Source organism: Bradyrhizobium sp. AUGA SZCCT0431, from assembly GCF_018131065.1.
GTDB lineage: Bacteria > Pseudomonadota > Alphaproteobacteria > Rhizobiales > Xanthobacteraceae > Bradyrhizobium.
Genome location: NZ_JAFCLR010000004.1, coordinates 109,951 through 125,676, shown reverse-complemented (window position 1 = coordinate 125,676; position 15,726 = coordinate 109,951). Strand labels below are relative to the sequence as shown.

The following is a 15,726-nucleotide window of genomic DNA, read 5'->3' as shown; positions in this document are numbered from 1 at the left end:
TTGCGGTCTTCCTAGGCGGCCGGTGCCATGGCGCGCGTCAGCGCGGATTTCGCGGCCGCGGCCAGACCGTCGAGGTCGCGCGCGATCACGACGCCGGCGCGGTCGAGCGCTTCGACCTTGGCGGCCCAGCCTTCTGCGTAGGAGCCGATCATCGCGGCGGCATGGCCCATCTTCTTGCCGACCGGTGCGGTGCGGCCGACCAGAAGTGCTGCGGCAGGCTTGGCGTCGGGGCGTCGGGCATATTCCGCCAGCGCATATTCCTCGGATCCGCCGATCTCGCCGAGATAGACGATGGCGCGGGTCTCCGGATCGTCGTGGAACGAGCCGATCGCCTCTGCGGCGTTGACGCCGCGCACGGGATCGCCGCCGATACCGATGACACTGGTCTGGCCCAGACCCGCCGACGTCAGGCGGAAACAGGCCTCATATGACAATGATCCGCTGCGCGAGATGACGCCAATCGGGCCCGGCGCGTAGCAGAACGAAGGCATGAAGCCGAGCTTGGCCTTGCCGGGAGAAATCAATCCGGGAGAATTGGGGCCGACGAGATGTGCGCCTGCTTCCAGTGCTGCGGCCCGCATCTCCATCGCGTCGGAGACCGGCAGGCCGTCACCGGGATAGGCGATCAGGGGACACCCCGCCTCGATCGTTTCGAGAACCGCATCGAGAGCGCCCGAAGCCGGCACGTAGATCAAAGCGGCATTAGCGCCGGTCTCTCCTATCGCCGCCGCGACGCTGGAGAACACCGGGATGTTCTCGACGATCTGGCCATGACGTCCGGGCGCGACGCCAGCGACCACAGCGGTCCTGCTTTGCGCGAGATCCTTGACGGAGAAGGTTCCAAATTTGCCGGATATGCCGACGATAAGGACACGCGCGGTGGCGTCGAGAAGGATGCTCATGGCGCCCGGCTTACTTTTTCAACGATGTTGGTGACGGCGGCTTCAAGCGTGGCGTGATTGTGATGCCCGGCCTCGCGCAGGATTTCGGTCGCGACATCGCTGCGCGTTCCCTGCAGGCGCAACGTAACCGGCTTCGACGATCGACGTGTTTTGAGGATTTCAACCAGCGTCCTGGCGACGCGGTCGGTGTGCAGGCCACCGCCGAACATGCTAACTAGGATTCCCTTCACCTTCGGCGCGCGGTCCAAAAGATCGAAGGCGGTTGCGAAGCCTGAAGGTGTCGGGTTTCCGCTGACGTCGAGGAAGCATGCCGGCTGCGCACCGGCGCCGTCGATCGCATCCATCGCGGCCATCGTCATACCGGCGCCGCCCGAAATCAGCCCGATCTCGCCGTCGAGCCAGACCAGCATCAGATTGGCCTCGTCGCACAGGCGGATATCGGGCGCGGCTTTTTCACGCGAAGCAGCAATCGCCGCGACGGTTGCCGCCTTTCGAAACGCGGCAGCCTCATCGAGGACAACCTTGGCGTCACCGGCGATCAGCGAGCCGTCTTTTTGAACGATCAGCGGATTGATCTCGACGGTCAGGCACTCGTTCGATGTGGCGACCTCAAGCAGCCGCCTTGCCATCGCAATGATCCGCTCGCGCAATTTGGCGTCGCGCTCGACCGGTTCGAGCAGCTTGCGAAACGCATGGGCGCGGAAATAGCGCGGCAGTCCGACGCGGTAGGCCAGCGGTGGCGGCCCATCCTCGATATCGACGCCGCCTCGCGGCGAATAGAGAATGCTGAAGCCGCCCGCCTGCGCATCGATGGTCACGGCAAGATAGAGTTCGCGCTCGATGGCCAACCAGGGTTCAACCAGCACGGAGGACGGTGCTTCGCCGCCAAAGGTGGTCTTCATGATTGTGGAGAATGCATTCTCAAGGTCGACAAGTGAATCCGCCCTGCGAATGCCGCCGGCCTTCCCCCGGCCGCCCGCGCTGACCTGCGCTTTGACGGCAACGGGAAATTCAAGCGAATTCAGCTGTACTTCGGCCAACGTGCCGAATTCCAGGCTCTTCGGGGTTAATATGGCGACACCGCGCAGCAGCGCCTTGCCTTGGGCTTCGGTCAATAACATGGATGCATAATGCATTATCGTGAAGAGCTGTCAACATCACCATTGGGGCCGCCTCCACCGATCTAAGGCGGCACCTATCTAACGGCAGCCCAGCAGCGCTCCATCCTCCATCGCGACTGGCTTCGCGGCTGACGGTCGATGCCGATCGTCCCAATTGGCGCGCGATCGACTACAACGAGCGGTGCATGCCAAGCATTCGCGAGATTCTGAAAGGTGCCGCGGCACATCTTGCGGCCACTTTGGGCACCGAATGACCGGCACCACGTCGGTCGTGAAATCGAGGCCGGCCGAACTTCTTAACTGAACACGAGGCAATCGTGGCCGCGATTGTGGCAAGAGATCCCGACAAGGCAGAAGCTCTCGCCCGCCTGCACGTCCGCAATTCTTTCGCCGCCCGTTTGAAGCGTTATGCAGCGCTTTCAGAGAAATAGCTCCGGGATGAGCAATTCTCAGCCAACCACATAGATCAGGTGAGGACGAACAACAAAGATCCAGCGTCCGCTATGCGGCAAAGCGAACGCACTTATCTGCCATCATCAAGCGTCACTCCAGATGGCGTCGATCTCTACGATTTCGGCAGCCTCGAATAGAGCCTTCATCCCCGCTACGTCGTACAGCGTCTGTCCTTCGTCGAGCCGCCGCTTCTGCTCTGCCTCCTTCGCCATTCGGGCCTCGGCATTGCGCACGCGTCTGGAAAGTCCCCTCTGCCCTCAACAACGGACGTCATAGCTAAGCCGTCAGTCTGAGATGTCCGAATTTCGGAAGTGTGGAGACGGGACTCTACTTGGACGAAGTCTCGCACCGATCCAATCGCAACAAGAATTCGTCACCGTAGGGCCCGCTTCTCGAAATGATCACAAGCTCGCCGCACCATGAGCGAATAGCCGATGCTGCTTTGCAAGCGAACACTGGAAAGGATGTTCGTATCGAGCCGAATGTCGGCTCTGCCGCGGGAAGCGGACATTCCTGCCCGTTATCCGATAACGCCTCTAAGTTCGATTTCGGCAATTCGCGGCTTGTCCCGAGATAACTCATCTCTCGAACACCGGCCCGTCGCTGATACCGCAGCGGCTTCAGTGCATCACGCTGACTTGGATGCCGCTAGATTTTCTTTGATCTCCCGGTGCACACATCGTGCCCACGCCGCTTCTAACTATTTGAAAAATCTAAACTCTCGTTCCAATCCATCGTCGGGGCGACGAAAAAGCGATAATCTTGATATTTCACAGTTTATCTTGCTCTCTCAAAGTGATGAAGCACGAACCTGTGCACTTCCAAACCAGACGAAATTGCACACGTTTGTAGCCGTTTTGGGCTCTCGGTGCACGCGCAGGAACTGCAATCCGTGCGTCATTTTGGGTGGGGCGTAGAGGCTTCCGTTGGCTTATCTGCAAGATCGTAATCGGCGGGGTTGCAGCCAAGCTCGGTTACGCCATTGGCAAGCTCGGTTCGGAACGAGTTTTGGAAGTCGTCGTCGTAGGTCGCGATGCTTGTACGGATTGCTGCTCTCCAGTGAGAGCCGCGGTCCCAGGCTTCCGTAAAGGCAGAAGCAAGATCAGCATGCTGCCGGTTCGCGATCATCGCTTCGACGATTGATCGGGCCTGAAGCCAGGCCTTCGAACTCTTTGCGGTTGCGTCGCGATCCTCCTTCCGGCGGGATCCGACCATGAGTTTGTGGATGGCGTATCGCTCCGGAGACGGATGAGGACTGGCACGCCTGCACCGTGCAGCAGCACCGCGCGGATCGGCTCGTAGATCAGGTAGTCGAACAAGCGTTGCGAGAATGCCGCCGCCCCGGCCAATGCTGGCATCGGCACTGGCTTGCCTGCCTGATCGTCCGACGCGATGCCGAATCCGGTCGGGAGCCAGGATTAACGAACGCGGGGGAAGCGGACGATGGAGATCAGGCAACGCTATTTCCTTAAGCGCTCCGGCAAAATATCCTTCACAGGAATCGCCATAAGTTCCTGCCCGCTCTCGTCGGTGATGATGGCAGCCTCAACCGGTGTCTTAGAAGCCGAATGTATATTTTCAGCCAAAAGCTCGCGAAGAGAAAGCAGCGCCGCTTCAAAGGCCTCTGCCAAGCTCGGCAAATCGATGCCTACAAGGTCCTTGTTGATCTTATCGCCTTGCCGGAAATTTATGTGATATCTGGCCATGCCACCTCCTTCGCCAAGAGTTGACGTCAAGCGAATGGTTCCCCGCGCCAGCGACATCTCACCCAGCAGCCAACCAGTTGCGATTTAGCAACTCGATCTCACATCTCGCGCACGCTCGCCTATCGGTATAGGGCTTTGCGTTTCGGTCCAATTCGTGGTCGACGATGCCGCGGCGCAGGAAGCGCCCCCGCGATCGTTCCGACATGACCTACGCGGCCAGGTCCGTTCATAGGGCGAGAGCCTTCTGGCGCCGAAGCAAGCAGAAACGTCATGAGCGCGCTCTCTCCTGCGGAACGGATAAGCAAGGCGAAGAAGCGTTCGTGCGACGTCGGATGATGGTTTCTTTTTCATCAATGGTCGAGTCGGCGAGCGGTGGAGGCGGGTCCGCTTGAAGCTGGGCGGTGCTCCCGGAATAGAAGCGTAAGGTCGACCACCGTGTCGAAAGCTCAACCCAGTTACTCTGGCCTGCTCCGGAAACGGTAACGACATCGGACAAAATGCCCGCGCTCGTATCGAGCCACCAGTCGGCTCCGACGCTGGCGACAAATTTCATGTTCGGGTCATTTGTTCGCATGTCCATCTGCACATACACGCCATCGACACTTCCAGCCGCATACTTGCCTCGTTGGGCTGGCCAAAAATGATCGTTGTAACCGGCCGGAGGAGCGCTAATGACTACGCTGCGGTCCGGTTGCGAGCTTAACTTCATAGGCTTGGCCGCATTCGGCGAGAAGTCCGCGACAAAGTGAGCTCCGGTGATCTCGTCGGTGGCCTGGTCCTGGACCAACACCCATTCCCGGGTAGTGCTGAGGTGGACGTAGGTTTTTGCATTCCTAATTGTGATGCCGTCTCTACCCAAAAACGCGCGCGCCCCCTCTTTCGGATAAATTTGTCCTTTTGCGGTAACCGCTGTGAAACTGGAAGGCGGCGAGCTGTCGCCTGCGGGCTTGTACCAACCGCCGCACCACGCGAAGGCCTTGGGCACTCCGACAGCATACCCTTCGCTTTGACCGGGCGTATTCTGAAATATGGCATCCAACAGCGGTGTGGCAATTGTAATCTCTTCTGATTGGTCCGCCTCCGCGATCGATGGCAGATCCGCAGGTGACAAATCCGCGCCCCGTTCCCAAAGGGTGCCGGCATAGAACGAACTCACCGACAGGATGGCCCCCACGACGAGCGCCGCAAGATAGGCACGAGCAGGACGAATCGGGCGAAGTTCGTTACCGACCTCGGACCGGACCAACAGCGGGCGCGGCATTTTCTTTCCACTCATGTTAGAACTGGTAACTGTATATCGGTTCACACAAAACGGATGTCCCGCTAAGAAAAATCGTAGCCCAAACTCGGCAGCAAATATCACATTTTGTCGCGCCAGCAGTATTGAGGATCGTCAAGTCTGGGCCAAGCGTGGTGAGCAAAGTCCTTGCTAACCTGCTGAATACCAGACCGGCCTCGATACGACCGTCGCCAAGGGCATGGAAGCACAAATCCAACGCATCGGAGTGGGCATGTCGCGTTGGGTGGCGCACACCAATTTCTGGACACTCGAGACCGGCACTCTGATTTGGCTGATCGGGGGCACCACATCTTCCTATCCATCAACTGGCGTCGACTTGCCAATTCTTTTGATCGATGGGGCGCTCGTCATGAGCACGGTAGTTAACGCATCACCCTCGGAAATTGTCATCGAACTGTGTGGTTACCGCAGGCGTATGACGCCCGCCGTTCCCGGTTCATCCGGTACCACGAGCAACTTTCCCGGCTCTGAATGGATTCTGGGCGAGCGCGTAAGAGAGAGCTCGCCCGTGTTCTAATGCTTACCTTTGGCCCGAGCATCGCTCGCGAGACCGTTGGCTAGCCCGAAACGCAGTCGAGCGAGATAACAAGGTCATGGCAGGCCCGCAAACCAAGAAAACGCAGTTGCTCGCCCTGATCCGGCGTTGCCAGCAGCTTGCCAACGAACATCCGGATACAATGGCGGCTCATCATCTCCTCGAACTTGCCGCACAGCATGTGCAGGAATCGAGCGAACTATGCCCGCGACCGCTGGTATCCTCTTTGCACTAGTCACCTGGACTGCATTGCAATCGTTTTTCTAAACGCTATCGAACGTCGGCGAGATCCGCTGCGCGTTATCCACTTCAACTAATCGGCAACACACGCGGTTGGGCTCTGTCCTGCCACTACGCTCATGCGGGCGTCAGTTTGATCGGCAGGAAGTTGATCAACGTCAATAGATCATGGAATGCGACAGCTAATATGGCATGTCGGTTAACTGCCGGCACTCATAGTTAATCCATGACTAGGCGGCCTCGACTTTCCCCAGTCGTGGCCGCCGCTTTGTGTCTCGGGAACGTTCCGTAAGTGAACTGCAATCGGACGACATAAATCGGGGTCGACCAAATCCGTTGGGCGTCTCCTATAAAATCGCTCCGCTGAACCTCAGCCATCCGGCTGTTATCACAATGTGGATCGTTAATTCGCACGGAGGGCCTCCCCCTGGCCTTGATCCATCCATCCGAAACCTCGCCCTCCTCCCGGACAACCGATAGGTGACGGCTCTTCGGATCGTTTTCGTGGCCTAGGCACGGCGTCAGGATTGCCGCCAAGACAATTCAGCGGGCATCAGCCGGTAACAACCTCAGGGCCACGCGAGCTATCCTCTTCCTTGGATCGCCCACATCGCAAGTGAAGCCGCACATTTACTCTCGCGACCTCAGTTTCCGAATGAATTACGCTGCTGCCACTGCTTGTGGAGTGCCTGCTTTGATATTCCCAAGCAGAGGCCTATCATTTCAAGCGAAGCTCCCTTCGAACGAGCCTTTCCAACCGCAACGGAAAACGGAAGGCCGCCTCTCAGTTCGATCGCAGCCTGAATCGCGGCCGACGATCTCACCTTGTTCCGAGCTACACGACGCTCACGCCTTGCCTTTCTCAACTGATCATCGCGGTCGACCTGTGAGGGGTGTCGAACACCTTTGAGGCGATAGTAACGACTGGCCACTGATCCTGACGGCAAGCGAAGCTGAAGCGATATCTCGCGGAAGCTCAGACCTTCCGACTTCAGCTGCAGAATGGTTCTATCGGTTGGACTTTCCTTACGAACTGGCATCAGTCACCTCGCGTTCGACGTTTCAATTCGGAGCTACGCAAGCACATTGAAACGCGCTAAAGTAACAATTGGACGGTCTGCTTTGGCTCACGTGCCTTGGCACGCTGAACGCGTTCATGCCACGTCCACGCTGAGCGAACGATTGTCGAGAGATCCGAGTATTTCGGCACAAAACCTAGACTCGCTTTGGCACGCGCCGGATCGGCAACAAGAACCGGCGGATCTCCCTGACGGCGTGGCTTTATGGCAAACGAGGTCTTCTTCCCGGTTTCGGTGGAAATTTGACGAAGGATTTGCCTTACGGAATGCCCTCGGCCCGTGCCTAGGTTGAAGCAACTACCTGCTCCGCCTGAAACAAGATACTTCAGTGCCAATATGTGGGCCCGTGCCAGATCCATGACGTGAATGTAATCGCGGATCGCCGTGCCATCCGGAGTATCGTAGTCGTCTCCATAGATCGCAAAATCATCGATCTTTCCTTGGGTGGCCAAGAGCGCGCGTGGTATTAGATGCGTCTCCGGATCGTGATCTTCCCCGATATCGCCCGACAAGTCGGCACCGCTCGCATTGAAGTAACGAAGGCAAGCCGAAGCTAGCGCGTATGCTTTCTGAAAATCCGCGAGCATTTCTTCGATAATCAGTTTTGTCCTGCCATACGGATTCACCGGCCGCGGTATTTCGGACTCGCTTATCAAGCCCTGGTGCGACTCTCCGTAAACAGCCCCGCTGCTTGAAAAGACCAATGTCTTGCATTGCGCCTGGCGCATTGCGCGCAGCAAAGACAGCGTTCCTGCCACATTGTTATGATAGTACTTCTGCGGATCGCTGACAGACTCCCCGACAAGACTTGACGCAGCGAAATGCAAGACTGCGATCACACCATGCTGCTTGATGCTATCCGCAAGACGCGACTGATCGTGAATATCACCCTCAATAACGGGTCCCCATTTTACGAAATCTCGATGCCCTGTCGAGAAATTGTCAAAACAGACCGGTCGATAACCGGCGGCAGCCAGCGCTTTGCAACAATGGGACCCAATATAGCCAGCACCGCCCACCACAAGAACGCGGTTATTGTCACTCATTTTTCTTTACTCCCGGATCACCGCCCAACCGCGCTCGATCATCTCACGTCCGGTACAACCCTTGGAACGGGCCAGCGCGGCGTGGCTGCAAATCACCCTGCGTACGCAAAACTGGATCACCATTGGAAGACAATCATCCAACATGTTTCAGAAGCAGAAAGGGATAGAGCACGCCAAACAAGGTGGTGGCCGGTATGGTGGAGGCCGGGGAACGGAGGCGCGTACGGCGATACTACAAGCCAGTGAAAGCCAACCAGCATCGCAATACCCCTCACCTGCATCGTACAGGTCACGTTGGTGGGAGACTTGATAATTCTCAATAGCGGCTTGTGTTGTCCATGACAGCCGACGTGCTAAGATTGGTCTTCGCCCTGCGAAGCTCTCTAGGCGCGCCTCCAATTGGGGCAACTTCAAATATTCTCGTGCGAGCGGAAGCGGCCACCGACATCACGTCAGATGTCCCAGACGACTTTCGAACTGCTTCTACAACGAATACCCAGCCCCTGACGATTTAGATTATGAGGCACCACATCCGGACTGCGCTTCAGGTTCAACGTAGCTTCGGTGCAACGTAAGCGGCTGCCTTCGCCCGTCGAGCAAAATACGAAACGAGCTGCCGCCTGAGTTGACGCTGACGATCACTCCAGCGCGCCCCTTAAGTTTGCGGCATCGCTCAATCCCCAACTCGGACAGTTGAATACGAGCGCCGGCGAAAAGCTGTGAGTTCGTCAGGCTTTTTTCCATAAGGTGAAATCAAATCCAACCTGAGTCACCCGCCACAAAATACGTCGCTCATCCATGTAAGTTGCTCTTTCTCACCGAATCTGCAGCGGGAGTTCCCGAACTGCGCACAGCGAGGGCTTGAGCTGATCCCAACCGGAGATTGGTAGCCCGCTTCCCCACCGGTTTCGGACGTGCAATCACGTCATCCGATTTCGCGTCGATAAGCTCGTCGTAGGCTGCCGAGGTCTTTCGAGCAACCTCAGTCCAGTCATAGCGACGATAGCAATCGTGCCTGATCGCCTGGCGTTGTACCTCGTCGAACTTCTCGCCGGTCAAGGCCGTGATTTTCGCGCTTAGCTCCTGAGTATCCCCCATGCGAAACACGTGCCCAGGATCGCCAACCACTTCCAGATTGGAGGGTATATCGCTCACCAGCACAGGCAAGCCATAGCCGAGGGCCTCGAGGAGTACGATAGGCAAGCCCTCGTGCGACGAAGGCAGCACAAATAACCCGGCATGGGCGTAGAGTTGCCGCAGGGCCTCCCCAGTCTGGAAGCCGGCCATGACGACATTTTCCATCGTGGCTGCCTCCGATGCAAGGAGATCGGCATACTTGTTCTTGTGATCAATCCGGCCGACGATTGCCAGCTTCCAGCCTACCAGCTCCGAATCCGCGAACGCGCGCAGGAGGTCCAGTTGCCGCTTCTCGGGGACAAGTCTTCCAACCGTCAGTACATACCGACCAGGTTCCAAACCGAGGTTGCGTATCTTGTCATTCTCTGACGGTAACTCTGAGAAGGCCACACCGTTCGGGATGACCTCGCACGATTTTCCATACTTGGTGGCGATCAATTTCTCGATGCTGCGGCTGATGGCTATTCGTTTGTGGGCGAAGCGCATTCCCAACGCCTCGCCGAGGCGCAGGACCGTGCGCGCCGCCCAACCCCACTTTTCTCTGTTGTAATCTTCGCCGTGGTGCGTGACGACAATTCGTAAACCCAGAACGCGTAGCAGTGGCGTAACAAGCGCGGGTCCAATGCCCTGGACGTGCACGACAAGCGGTCTGCGGACTGCTGCCACCACCGTACAGACGAGCGAATGCAGCACCGCTTCGAGATACGTATTCTGCAGCGTCCAAAGCCGAAGCAGACGCACTCCTTTCCATTCTTTCTCACCTGTCGGATCGGCGTACGGCGAACGCGAGCAGGCCGTCACACGATGACCAAGCTTAACGAGCTGCGGAGCAAGATTTTCGACATGGCTCTCAACACCACCCTGAACATTCGGAAAGCCCCGAAACCCAAAAATGTAGATCTCACGTTTTCTCATCTCAAATCCTCCCGTAAGAAACGCCATGTCTTAGTCGCCACTCGGGCCGAGAAGCCTTGATCAATCGTCTTAAGTAAGCTCGAACGCCCTATTGGCTGGCCGTTCCTTAACCAACGCGTCGAATACCGGAATATCATCTTGTACATCGGTCATGGACTTGACTTGACGACCGTCAATATCGGCATGCCGCGCGCGGATAGTCTTCCAAAATCGTCGTATCACCGACCTCAGAGGAAACGCGATGCGAGCGCTGGCAGTTCATGGCTCGTTCGGAGTTTGGGAACGTGAGTTGGCGGCGGGATTGGCTCCATGAGAGGACCATCGACGGATCATGGCCTCGACACAATCGTCGCAAAGCCACCTGGGGCTCCACTTGGGACGTGGAGTCCGTCCCAGGTCGATCTAGCCGCCATCGAGGACACACGGCAGTTCAGCTCACCAGAGCGGTCCATCAAGAAAATACTGCTCGCCAACAAGTTCTTTTTTTTGAACGGCGGCTCTGAAGTCGTCATGTTCGATGAAATGGAACTGATGAAGAAGCGTGGCTTGGATGTTATCGAGTTTTCCATGCGCGACCCGCGCAACTTTCCGTCCAAATATGATTCCTATTTCGTCTCGCAGAAGGGTTACCGTTCGAATTCTCCGATCGGTCAGATCAAGTCTGCACTTTCATTCATTCATTCGCGGGAAGCGGTTAGGCAGATTACCCACCTGATCCGCGACGAGAAGCCAGACCTTTTGCACTGCCATAACATCTACCACCAGTTGACCCCCTCCATCATCAACGCTGCGGCACGGCTAAAAATTCCAGTCGTTCTCACACTTCATGATTACAAGCCCGTGTGCCCGGTTTATACCCAGCTCGCAAACGGCCAACCCTGCACAAAATGTTCTGACGGCCGATTTGGCGCCCTGCTCTCACAACGTTGCGCCGGTGGTTCGATCGGGCGAAGTGCGCTGCTCTGGGCCGAGGCCCGCTATCATGCAGCCGCGAAGAGCTATCAACGCGTTGACAAGTTCATTGCTCCCAGCCGGTTTATGCGCGACGCCGTGGTCCGCCGCTTCGGCGAGGACAAGGTTGTGCATATCCCGAATGGAATCGACAGCTCCCTCATCGAAGTGCCGCGGCAGGATGACGGCTTCGTCCTCTACCTCGGACGTTTATCGCCGGAAAAGGGAGTTGAGACCTTGCTGCAAGCTCACGCCGCAGATGATGCGGCGTGGCGACTGGTCGTCGCCGGAACAGGGCCATTGTTGCAAGACTTGAAGTCGCGTTTTTCGCTTGCGGAATTTACTGGCCACCTCACGGGCGACGCTCTCAAGGCCAGGCTTCGGGACGCGTCTGTCGTTGTCGTTCCGTCCGAATGGCACGAAAATAGTCCGCTTTCGATACTCGAAGCGATGGCGCATGCCAAGCCAATCGTGGCGGCGCGCATCGGCGGAATTCCAGAACTCGTTCGCGACGGCGAGACCGGCTTTCTGTTCAATCCAACGAGCAGGCAGGAACTGTCCAGTTGCATAAGGTTGCTATTGGACAATTCCGATTTGCGAAGAAAGCTCGGTCGGGAAGCTCGACGGATTGTCGAGACGCAATATTCGCTCACGAGACACGGAGCGTCGCTTCTCTCACTTTATGAGAGCTTGGTCATAGCAAACAAATCATCCAGCAAGGTTGGACCATAAAATGGACCTCACAGTCATCTCGACGTTCAGGTGCAATTCAAAGTGCCAGATGTGTTATATTTGGAAGAATCCGACAGATCCCAGGGAGGAGGTTTCTCTTGAGACGTTATCGAAACTGCCGCCAGGTTTCGATAACCTCAACGTGTCCGGTGGCGAGCCGACACTTCGCAAGGATCTCGCTGAGATCGCCGATATTCTCCACCCGAAAGCCCGGGTCATGGAGATTTCTTCCAACGGACTACACCCTGACCGGCTCGTTCCGATCATCAAGAAGTATCCCAATATCAAAGTGCGCTTTTCACTGGAGGGAAACCAGGTAACAAGCGACACGATCCGGGGCGAGAAGGACGGTTTCGCGACCAAGGTCGCGGGGCTACGCATGCTGAGGGAGGCCGGCGGCACCGACCTCGGCTTCGCCATGGTCATTCAGGACGAGAACGTCGACCAGCTTGTCAGTGTCTACGAGTTCGCGCGAAGCGAAGGTTACGAGCTTGCAACATCCGCACTTCATAATGCCTGGCAGTTCTACAAGAACGACAATTATTTCTACGAACGCAAGGCTGTTGCTCGAAAGGTCGAAGGACTAATCGAGGCGATGCTACGGAGTAACAAGCCGAAGAATTGGTTTCGCGCTTATCTCAATCTTGGCCTAATCGAAAAGATCCTCGGCCATGATCGGCTCATTCCTTGCAGCGCTGGAAAGGATTTTGCCTTCATCGATCCCTGGTCGGACGTATGGGCTTGCAACGTCCGATCCGATCTCCCGATGGGCAACCTCGCGCGGCAGTCGTGGGATGAAATCCTCAACAGCGAGATTGCTCAGAAGACTCGTCAGAAGGTCGCAGGCTGCGATCAGAACTGCTGGATGGTCACGACCGCCCGCACCGCGATGCGTTCCAATATCATACCGCAGTTACCCAAGAACGAGCCGCTCCTGTGGGTCCTGAAGAACAAGCTAAAGGTGTCGATGGGCAAGTCGATCTGCTTCGACAGCTATATCAATTACTCAGACGTGAGACCATCGCCGATCGTCAAACGCGTGTCCTATCTAGACAAGACCGTCAAAGCGCGGCTGGTCAAAGGACGGATAACGCCCGATGAGCATTATCCGCTGAAAACTTTCATCAACAACTAGCTCGGCAAACCGCCGAGGCTCGCAACGAGAGACAACGACGCATCGCTCCGGCCAATTCTAGTTCGGTCAACGCCACTTCGGGGGCTTTACTGCCGATTTGATAGGCACATTGCGACTTTAGATCGACAAGGTTCTGCCCTTGTTCGGGCGAAATGCCGGATAAGCGTCGAGTCGGCCCCTAGTCCGGGCCGTACCTCGATGCTTCTTAACAAGCGGCAGGAGGCACCTTTAGGTCGCCTCGATGCGATCGATGGCTGAGGCCGTTTGCATACAGGATGAATGGGGCGGCGGCGAGCCGCCATTTTGGGGAGCAGGACAGTGCAAGAGCACCGCAAAGCAACCGGTGCACCACTTGATCCAGGACTGATCGCGCTGGTCATGATGCTTCGGTTTCAAGGGCTTGGTGTCGATCCGGAGCAGATTCGTCATCAGTTCGGCGGAGCACGGATCGGCCTTCCCGAGATGCTGCGTTGCGCGAGGGCTTTCGGATTGAAGGCTCGTGTCACCACGACCAACTGGGCCAGACTGCCGAGTACCCCGATGCCCGCACTAGCCGCCCTGCGCGACGGCGGCTTTTTGCTGCTCGGGAAAGCCGGTGAAGGAAAGGTCATCGTCCTGGAGCCGGGAAGTCCACGGCCGGCCATCATGACGCAAACCGAACTGGAACAGCTATGGGACGGCCGCCTCGTGCTGATGACGAAGCGGGCCACCCTCAGCGACCTTTCGCGCCGGTTCGACATCACGTGGTTTCTCGGCGCAGTTCACAAATACCGATGGCTTCTGGGCGAGGTCCTGCTCGCTTCGTTTTTCCTGCAGTTGTTCGCGCTGGTTTCGCCGTTATTTTTTCAAGTCGTCGTCGACAAGGTGCTCGTGCATCGCAGCATGAGCACACTCGACGTGCTTGCAATCGGCCTCGTCGCCATCGCCATTTTCGAAACGGTGCTTGGTGTGCTCCGCACGTACCTCTTCTCTCACACCACCAACCGTATCGACGTCGAACTCGGCGCGCGGCTGTTTCGACATCTGCTCGCGTTACCGATCGCGTATTTTCAGGCGAGACGCGTCGGCGACTCGGTCGCTCGCGTTCGCGAACTGGAGAACATTCGCAATTTCCTGACCAGCTCCGGACTTACCCTGGTTATCGACCTGTTCTTCACCTTCATATTCATTGCCGTGCTGTTCTTCTATTCGCCCCTGTTGACCTGGATCGTCCTCGCGTCATTTCCATTCTATATCGGGATCTCGGTCGTGGCGGCCCCGCTATTCCAGCAACGGCTGGACGAAAAATTTCGGCGAGGAGCCGAGAATCAATCCTTCCTCGTCGAGAGCGTGACCGGGATAGAGACCCTCAAGGCAATGGCCGTCGAGCCGCAGATGCAGCGGCGTTGGGAAGAACAGCTCGCCGGCTACGTTGCGGCGAGCTTTCGAGTGATCAGTCTCGGAAACACAGCGAGCCAAACGGTTCAATTCGTGAGCAAGCTGGTGACAGCAGCTGTCCTGTATTTCGGAGCAAAACTCGTCATCAACGGCGATCTTACGGTCGGTGAACTCGTCGCCTTTAGCTTACTGTCGGGCCGCGTCAGTTCCCCGGTTCTGCGGCTTGCGCAAACCTGGCAGGATTTTCATCAAGCACGTCTTTCCATCGCCCGTTTGGGTGACATTCTCAACACCACGCCGGAGCCTGCCTATAATCCGGGCAGGATGGCGCTCGCCGCCATTCGCGGCGACATCACCTTCGAGAATGTCTCTTTCCGATATCGCATCGATGGCCCGGCAATTCTGCACGACATCAATCTGGACGTGCCGGCCGGTCAAGTCATCGGCATTGTTGGCACCTCCGGATCAGGAAAGAGTACCCTGGCCAAACTGGTGCAGCGCCTCTATTTGCCCGAAAGCGGGCGTGTGCTGATCGACGGAGTCGATGTCGCACAGGTCGATCCGGCCCGGTTGCGCCGGCAGATCGGCGTCGTCCTCCAGGACAACATGTTGTTCAACTGTTCGGTTAGGGACAATATTGCCCTGGTCGATCCTGCCGTGCCCGCCGAAAGCATCATCGCAGCCTCGACACTGGCCGGCGCCCACGATTTCATTCTAGGACTACCCGAGGGATACGACACAATCGTAGGCGAGCGGGGCACCGGCCTGTCGGGAGGTCAACGTCAGCGTGTCGCCATTGCCCGCGCGTTAATCTCCAATCCCCGCATACTTATCTTCGACGAAGCGACGAGCGCGCTGGACTTCGAGAGCGAGCGTATCATCCAGCAAAATATGGCCCAGATTACCCAAGGGCGCACGGTGTTCATCATCGCACACCGACTCTCGGCTTTACGAATCGCAGACCGCGTAGTCACCATTGAGCATGGTCGTCTAGTCGAGGATGGCTCCCACCTCGACCTGATCAAAGCCGGCGGGCGCTACGCAAGCCTATACCGGCTTCAGACACACCTTCATGAGCCTCATCTATGACACGGTTT

12 protein-coding genes and 2 pseudogenes are annotated in these 15,726 nt (G+C 57.2%); 5 read left to right on the top strand and 9 right to left on the bottom strand.

Going from position 1 to position 15,726, the window contains the following annotated elements:
* Positions 1-11: 11 nt before the first annotated feature.
* Complete coding sequence (locus JQ567_RS05005; protein ID WP_212437764.1) at positions 12-902, bottom strand: succinate--CoA ligase subunit alpha; 891 nt, start codon at positions 900-902, stop codon at positions 12-14.
* A complete protein-coding gene (locus JQ567_RS05000) occupies positions 899-2,023 on the bottom strand; it encodes an ATP-grasp domain-containing protein (protein ID WP_212437763.1) in 1,125 nt (374 codons plus the stop codon). Before JQ567_RS05000 ends, JQ567_RS05005 begins: the two co-directional genes overlap by 4 nt.
* 296 nt (positions 2,024-2,319) lie before the next feature.
* On the opposite strand from JQ567_RS05000, the pseudogene JQ567_RS39010 reads away from it, so the two are divergent.
* A pseudogene (locus JQ567_RS39010) lies at positions 2,320-2,454 on the top strand (FCD domain-containing protein); the annotation flags it as partial.
* A 105-nt stretch (positions 2,455-2,559) separates the two neighbouring features.
* Here the strand turns inward: JQ567_RS39010 and JQ567_RS38575 are convergent.
* The 4 genes and pseudogenes from JQ567_RS38575 to JQ567_RS04980 all read right to left on the bottom strand — a co-directional run bounded on the left by JQ567_RS38575 (position 2,560) and on the right by JQ567_RS04980 (position 5,443).
* Positions 2,560-2,688, bottom strand: a complete 129-nt coding sequence (locus tag JQ567_RS38575) for a hypothetical protein (RefSeq protein ID WP_283816450.1) — start codon at positions 2,686-2,688, stop codon at positions 2,560-2,562.
* 685 nt (positions 2,689-3,373) lie between these two features.
* Positions 3,374-3,834: pseudogene (locus JQ567_RS04990) on the bottom strand (GSU2403 family nucleotidyltransferase fold protein).
* Positions 3,835-3,936: 102 nt separating this feature from the next.
* Positions 3,937-4,182: a DUF6894 family protein gene (locus JQ567_RS04985; RefSeq protein WP_212037989.1), complete on the bottom strand. Its 246-nt coding sequence runs from the start codon at positions 4,180-4,182 to the stop codon at positions 3,937-3,939.
* A gap of 268 nt (positions 4,183-4,450) precedes the next feature.
* Positions 4,451-5,443: a hypothetical protein gene (locus tag JQ567_RS04980; protein WP_212437762.1), complete on the bottom strand. Its 993-nt coding sequence runs from the start codon at positions 5,441-5,443 to the stop codon at positions 4,451-4,453.
* Positions 5,444-5,693: 250 nt separating this feature from the next.
* On the opposite strand from JQ567_RS04980, the gene JQ567_RS04975 reads away from it, so the two are divergent.
* Positions 5,694-5,999 carry a hypothetical protein gene (locus JQ567_RS04975; RefSeq protein WP_212437761.1) on the top strand — a complete coding sequence of 102 codons (306 nt, stop codon included), beginning with the start codon at positions 5,694-5,696 and terminating at the stop codon, positions 5,997-5,999.
* A 40-nt stretch (positions 6,000-6,039) separates the two neighbouring features.
* Here the strand turns inward: JQ567_RS04975 and JQ567_RS04970 are convergent, their stop codons facing one another.
* From JQ567_RS04970 to JQ567_RS04960, 3 genes are all read right to left on the bottom strand, one after another.
* Positions 6,040-6,198 (bottom strand): hypothetical protein, encoded by a 159-nt coding sequence (locus tag JQ567_RS04970; protein WP_212437760.1) that lies wholly within the window; start codon positions 6,196-6,198, stop codon positions 6,040-6,042.
* Positions 6,199-7,353: 1,155 nt separating this feature from the next.
* Entirely contained in the window at positions 7,354-8,382 is a 1,029-nt protein-coding gene (gene galE / locus JQ567_RS04965; protein WP_212437759.1) for a UDP-glucose 4-epimerase GalE, read from the bottom strand.
* Positions 8,383-9,174: 792 nt separating this feature from the next.
* Positions 9,175-10,434 carry a glycosyltransferase family 4 protein gene (locus JQ567_RS04960; protein ID WP_212437758.1) on the bottom strand — a complete coding sequence of 420 codons (1,260 nt, stop codon included), beginning with the start codon at positions 10,432-10,434 and terminating at the stop codon, positions 9,175-9,177.
* A gap of 309 nt (positions 10,435-10,743) precedes the next feature.
* Between JQ567_RS04960 and JQ567_RS04955 the strand changes: the two genes are divergently transcribed.
* From JQ567_RS04955 to JQ567_RS04945, 3 genes are all read left to right on the top strand, one after another.
* The gene (locus JQ567_RS04955) at positions 10,744-12,117 is read left to right on the top strand and encodes a glycosyltransferase family 4 protein (protein ID WP_212437757.1); all 1,374 of its coding nucleotides are present in this window, start codon (positions 10,744-10,746) and stop codon (positions 12,115-12,117) included.
* A gap of 1 nt (position 12,118) precedes the next feature.
* Positions 12,119-13,252: a radical SAM protein gene (locus tag JQ567_RS04950; RefSeq protein WP_212437756.1), complete on the top strand. Its 1,134-nt coding sequence runs from the start codon at positions 12,119-12,121 to the stop codon at positions 13,250-13,252.
* 279 nt (positions 13,253-13,531) lie between these two features.
* A complete protein-coding gene (locus JQ567_RS04945; RefSeq protein ID WP_212437755.1) occupies positions 13,532-15,718 on the top strand; it encodes a type I secretion system permease/ATPase in 2,187 nt (728 codons plus the stop codon).
* The last annotated feature ends 8 nt before the right edge of the window (positions 15,719-15,726 follow it).

Coding starts and splice junctions, on each gene's coding strand:
- JQ567_RS04955 (WP_212437757.1), top strand. CDS start 10,744: ATGAGAGGACCATCGACGGATCATGGCCTCGACACAATCGTCGCAAAG.
- JQ567_RS04960 (WP_212437758.1), bottom strand. CDS start 10,434: ATGAGAAAACGTGAGATCTACATTTTTGGGTTTCGGGGCTTTCCGAAT.
- JQ567_RS04980 (WP_212437762.1), bottom strand. CDS start 5,443: ATGCCGCGCCCGCTGTTGGTCCGGTCCGAGGTCGGTAACGAACTTCGC.
- JQ567_RS05000 (WP_212437763.1), bottom strand. CDS start 2,023: ATGTTATTGACCGAAGCCCAAGGCAAGGCGCTGCTGCGCGGTGTCGCC.
- JQ567_RS05005 (WP_212437764.1), bottom strand. CDS start 902: ATGAGCATCCTTCTCGACGCCACCGCGCGTGTCCTTATCGTCGGCATA.
- galE (WP_212437759.1), bottom strand. CDS start 8,382: ATGAGTGACAATAACCGCGTTCTTGTGGTGGGCGGTGCTGGCTATATT.
- JQ567_RS04950 (WP_212437756.1), top strand. CDS start 12,119: ATGGACCTCACAGTCATCTCGACGTTCAGGTGCAATTCAAAGTGCCAG.
- JQ567_RS38575 (WP_283816450.1), bottom strand. CDS start 2,688: ATGGCGAAGGAGGCAGAGCAGAAGCGGCGGCTCGACGAAGGACAGACG.
- JQ567_RS04985 (WP_212037989.1), bottom strand. CDS start 4,182: ATGGCCAGATATCACATAAATTTCCGGCAAGGCGATAAGATCAACAAG.
- JQ567_RS04970 (WP_212437760.1), bottom strand. CDS start 6,198: ATGCTGTGCGGCAAGTTCGAGGAGATGATGAGCCGCCATTGTATCCGG.
- JQ567_RS04975 (WP_212437761.1), top strand. CDS start 5,694: ATGTCGCGTTGGGTGGCGCACACCAATTTCTGGACACTCGAGACCGGC.
- JQ567_RS04945 (WP_212437755.1), top strand. CDS start 13,532: ATGGGGCGGCGGCGAGCCGCCATTTTGGGGAGCAGGACAGTGCAAGAG.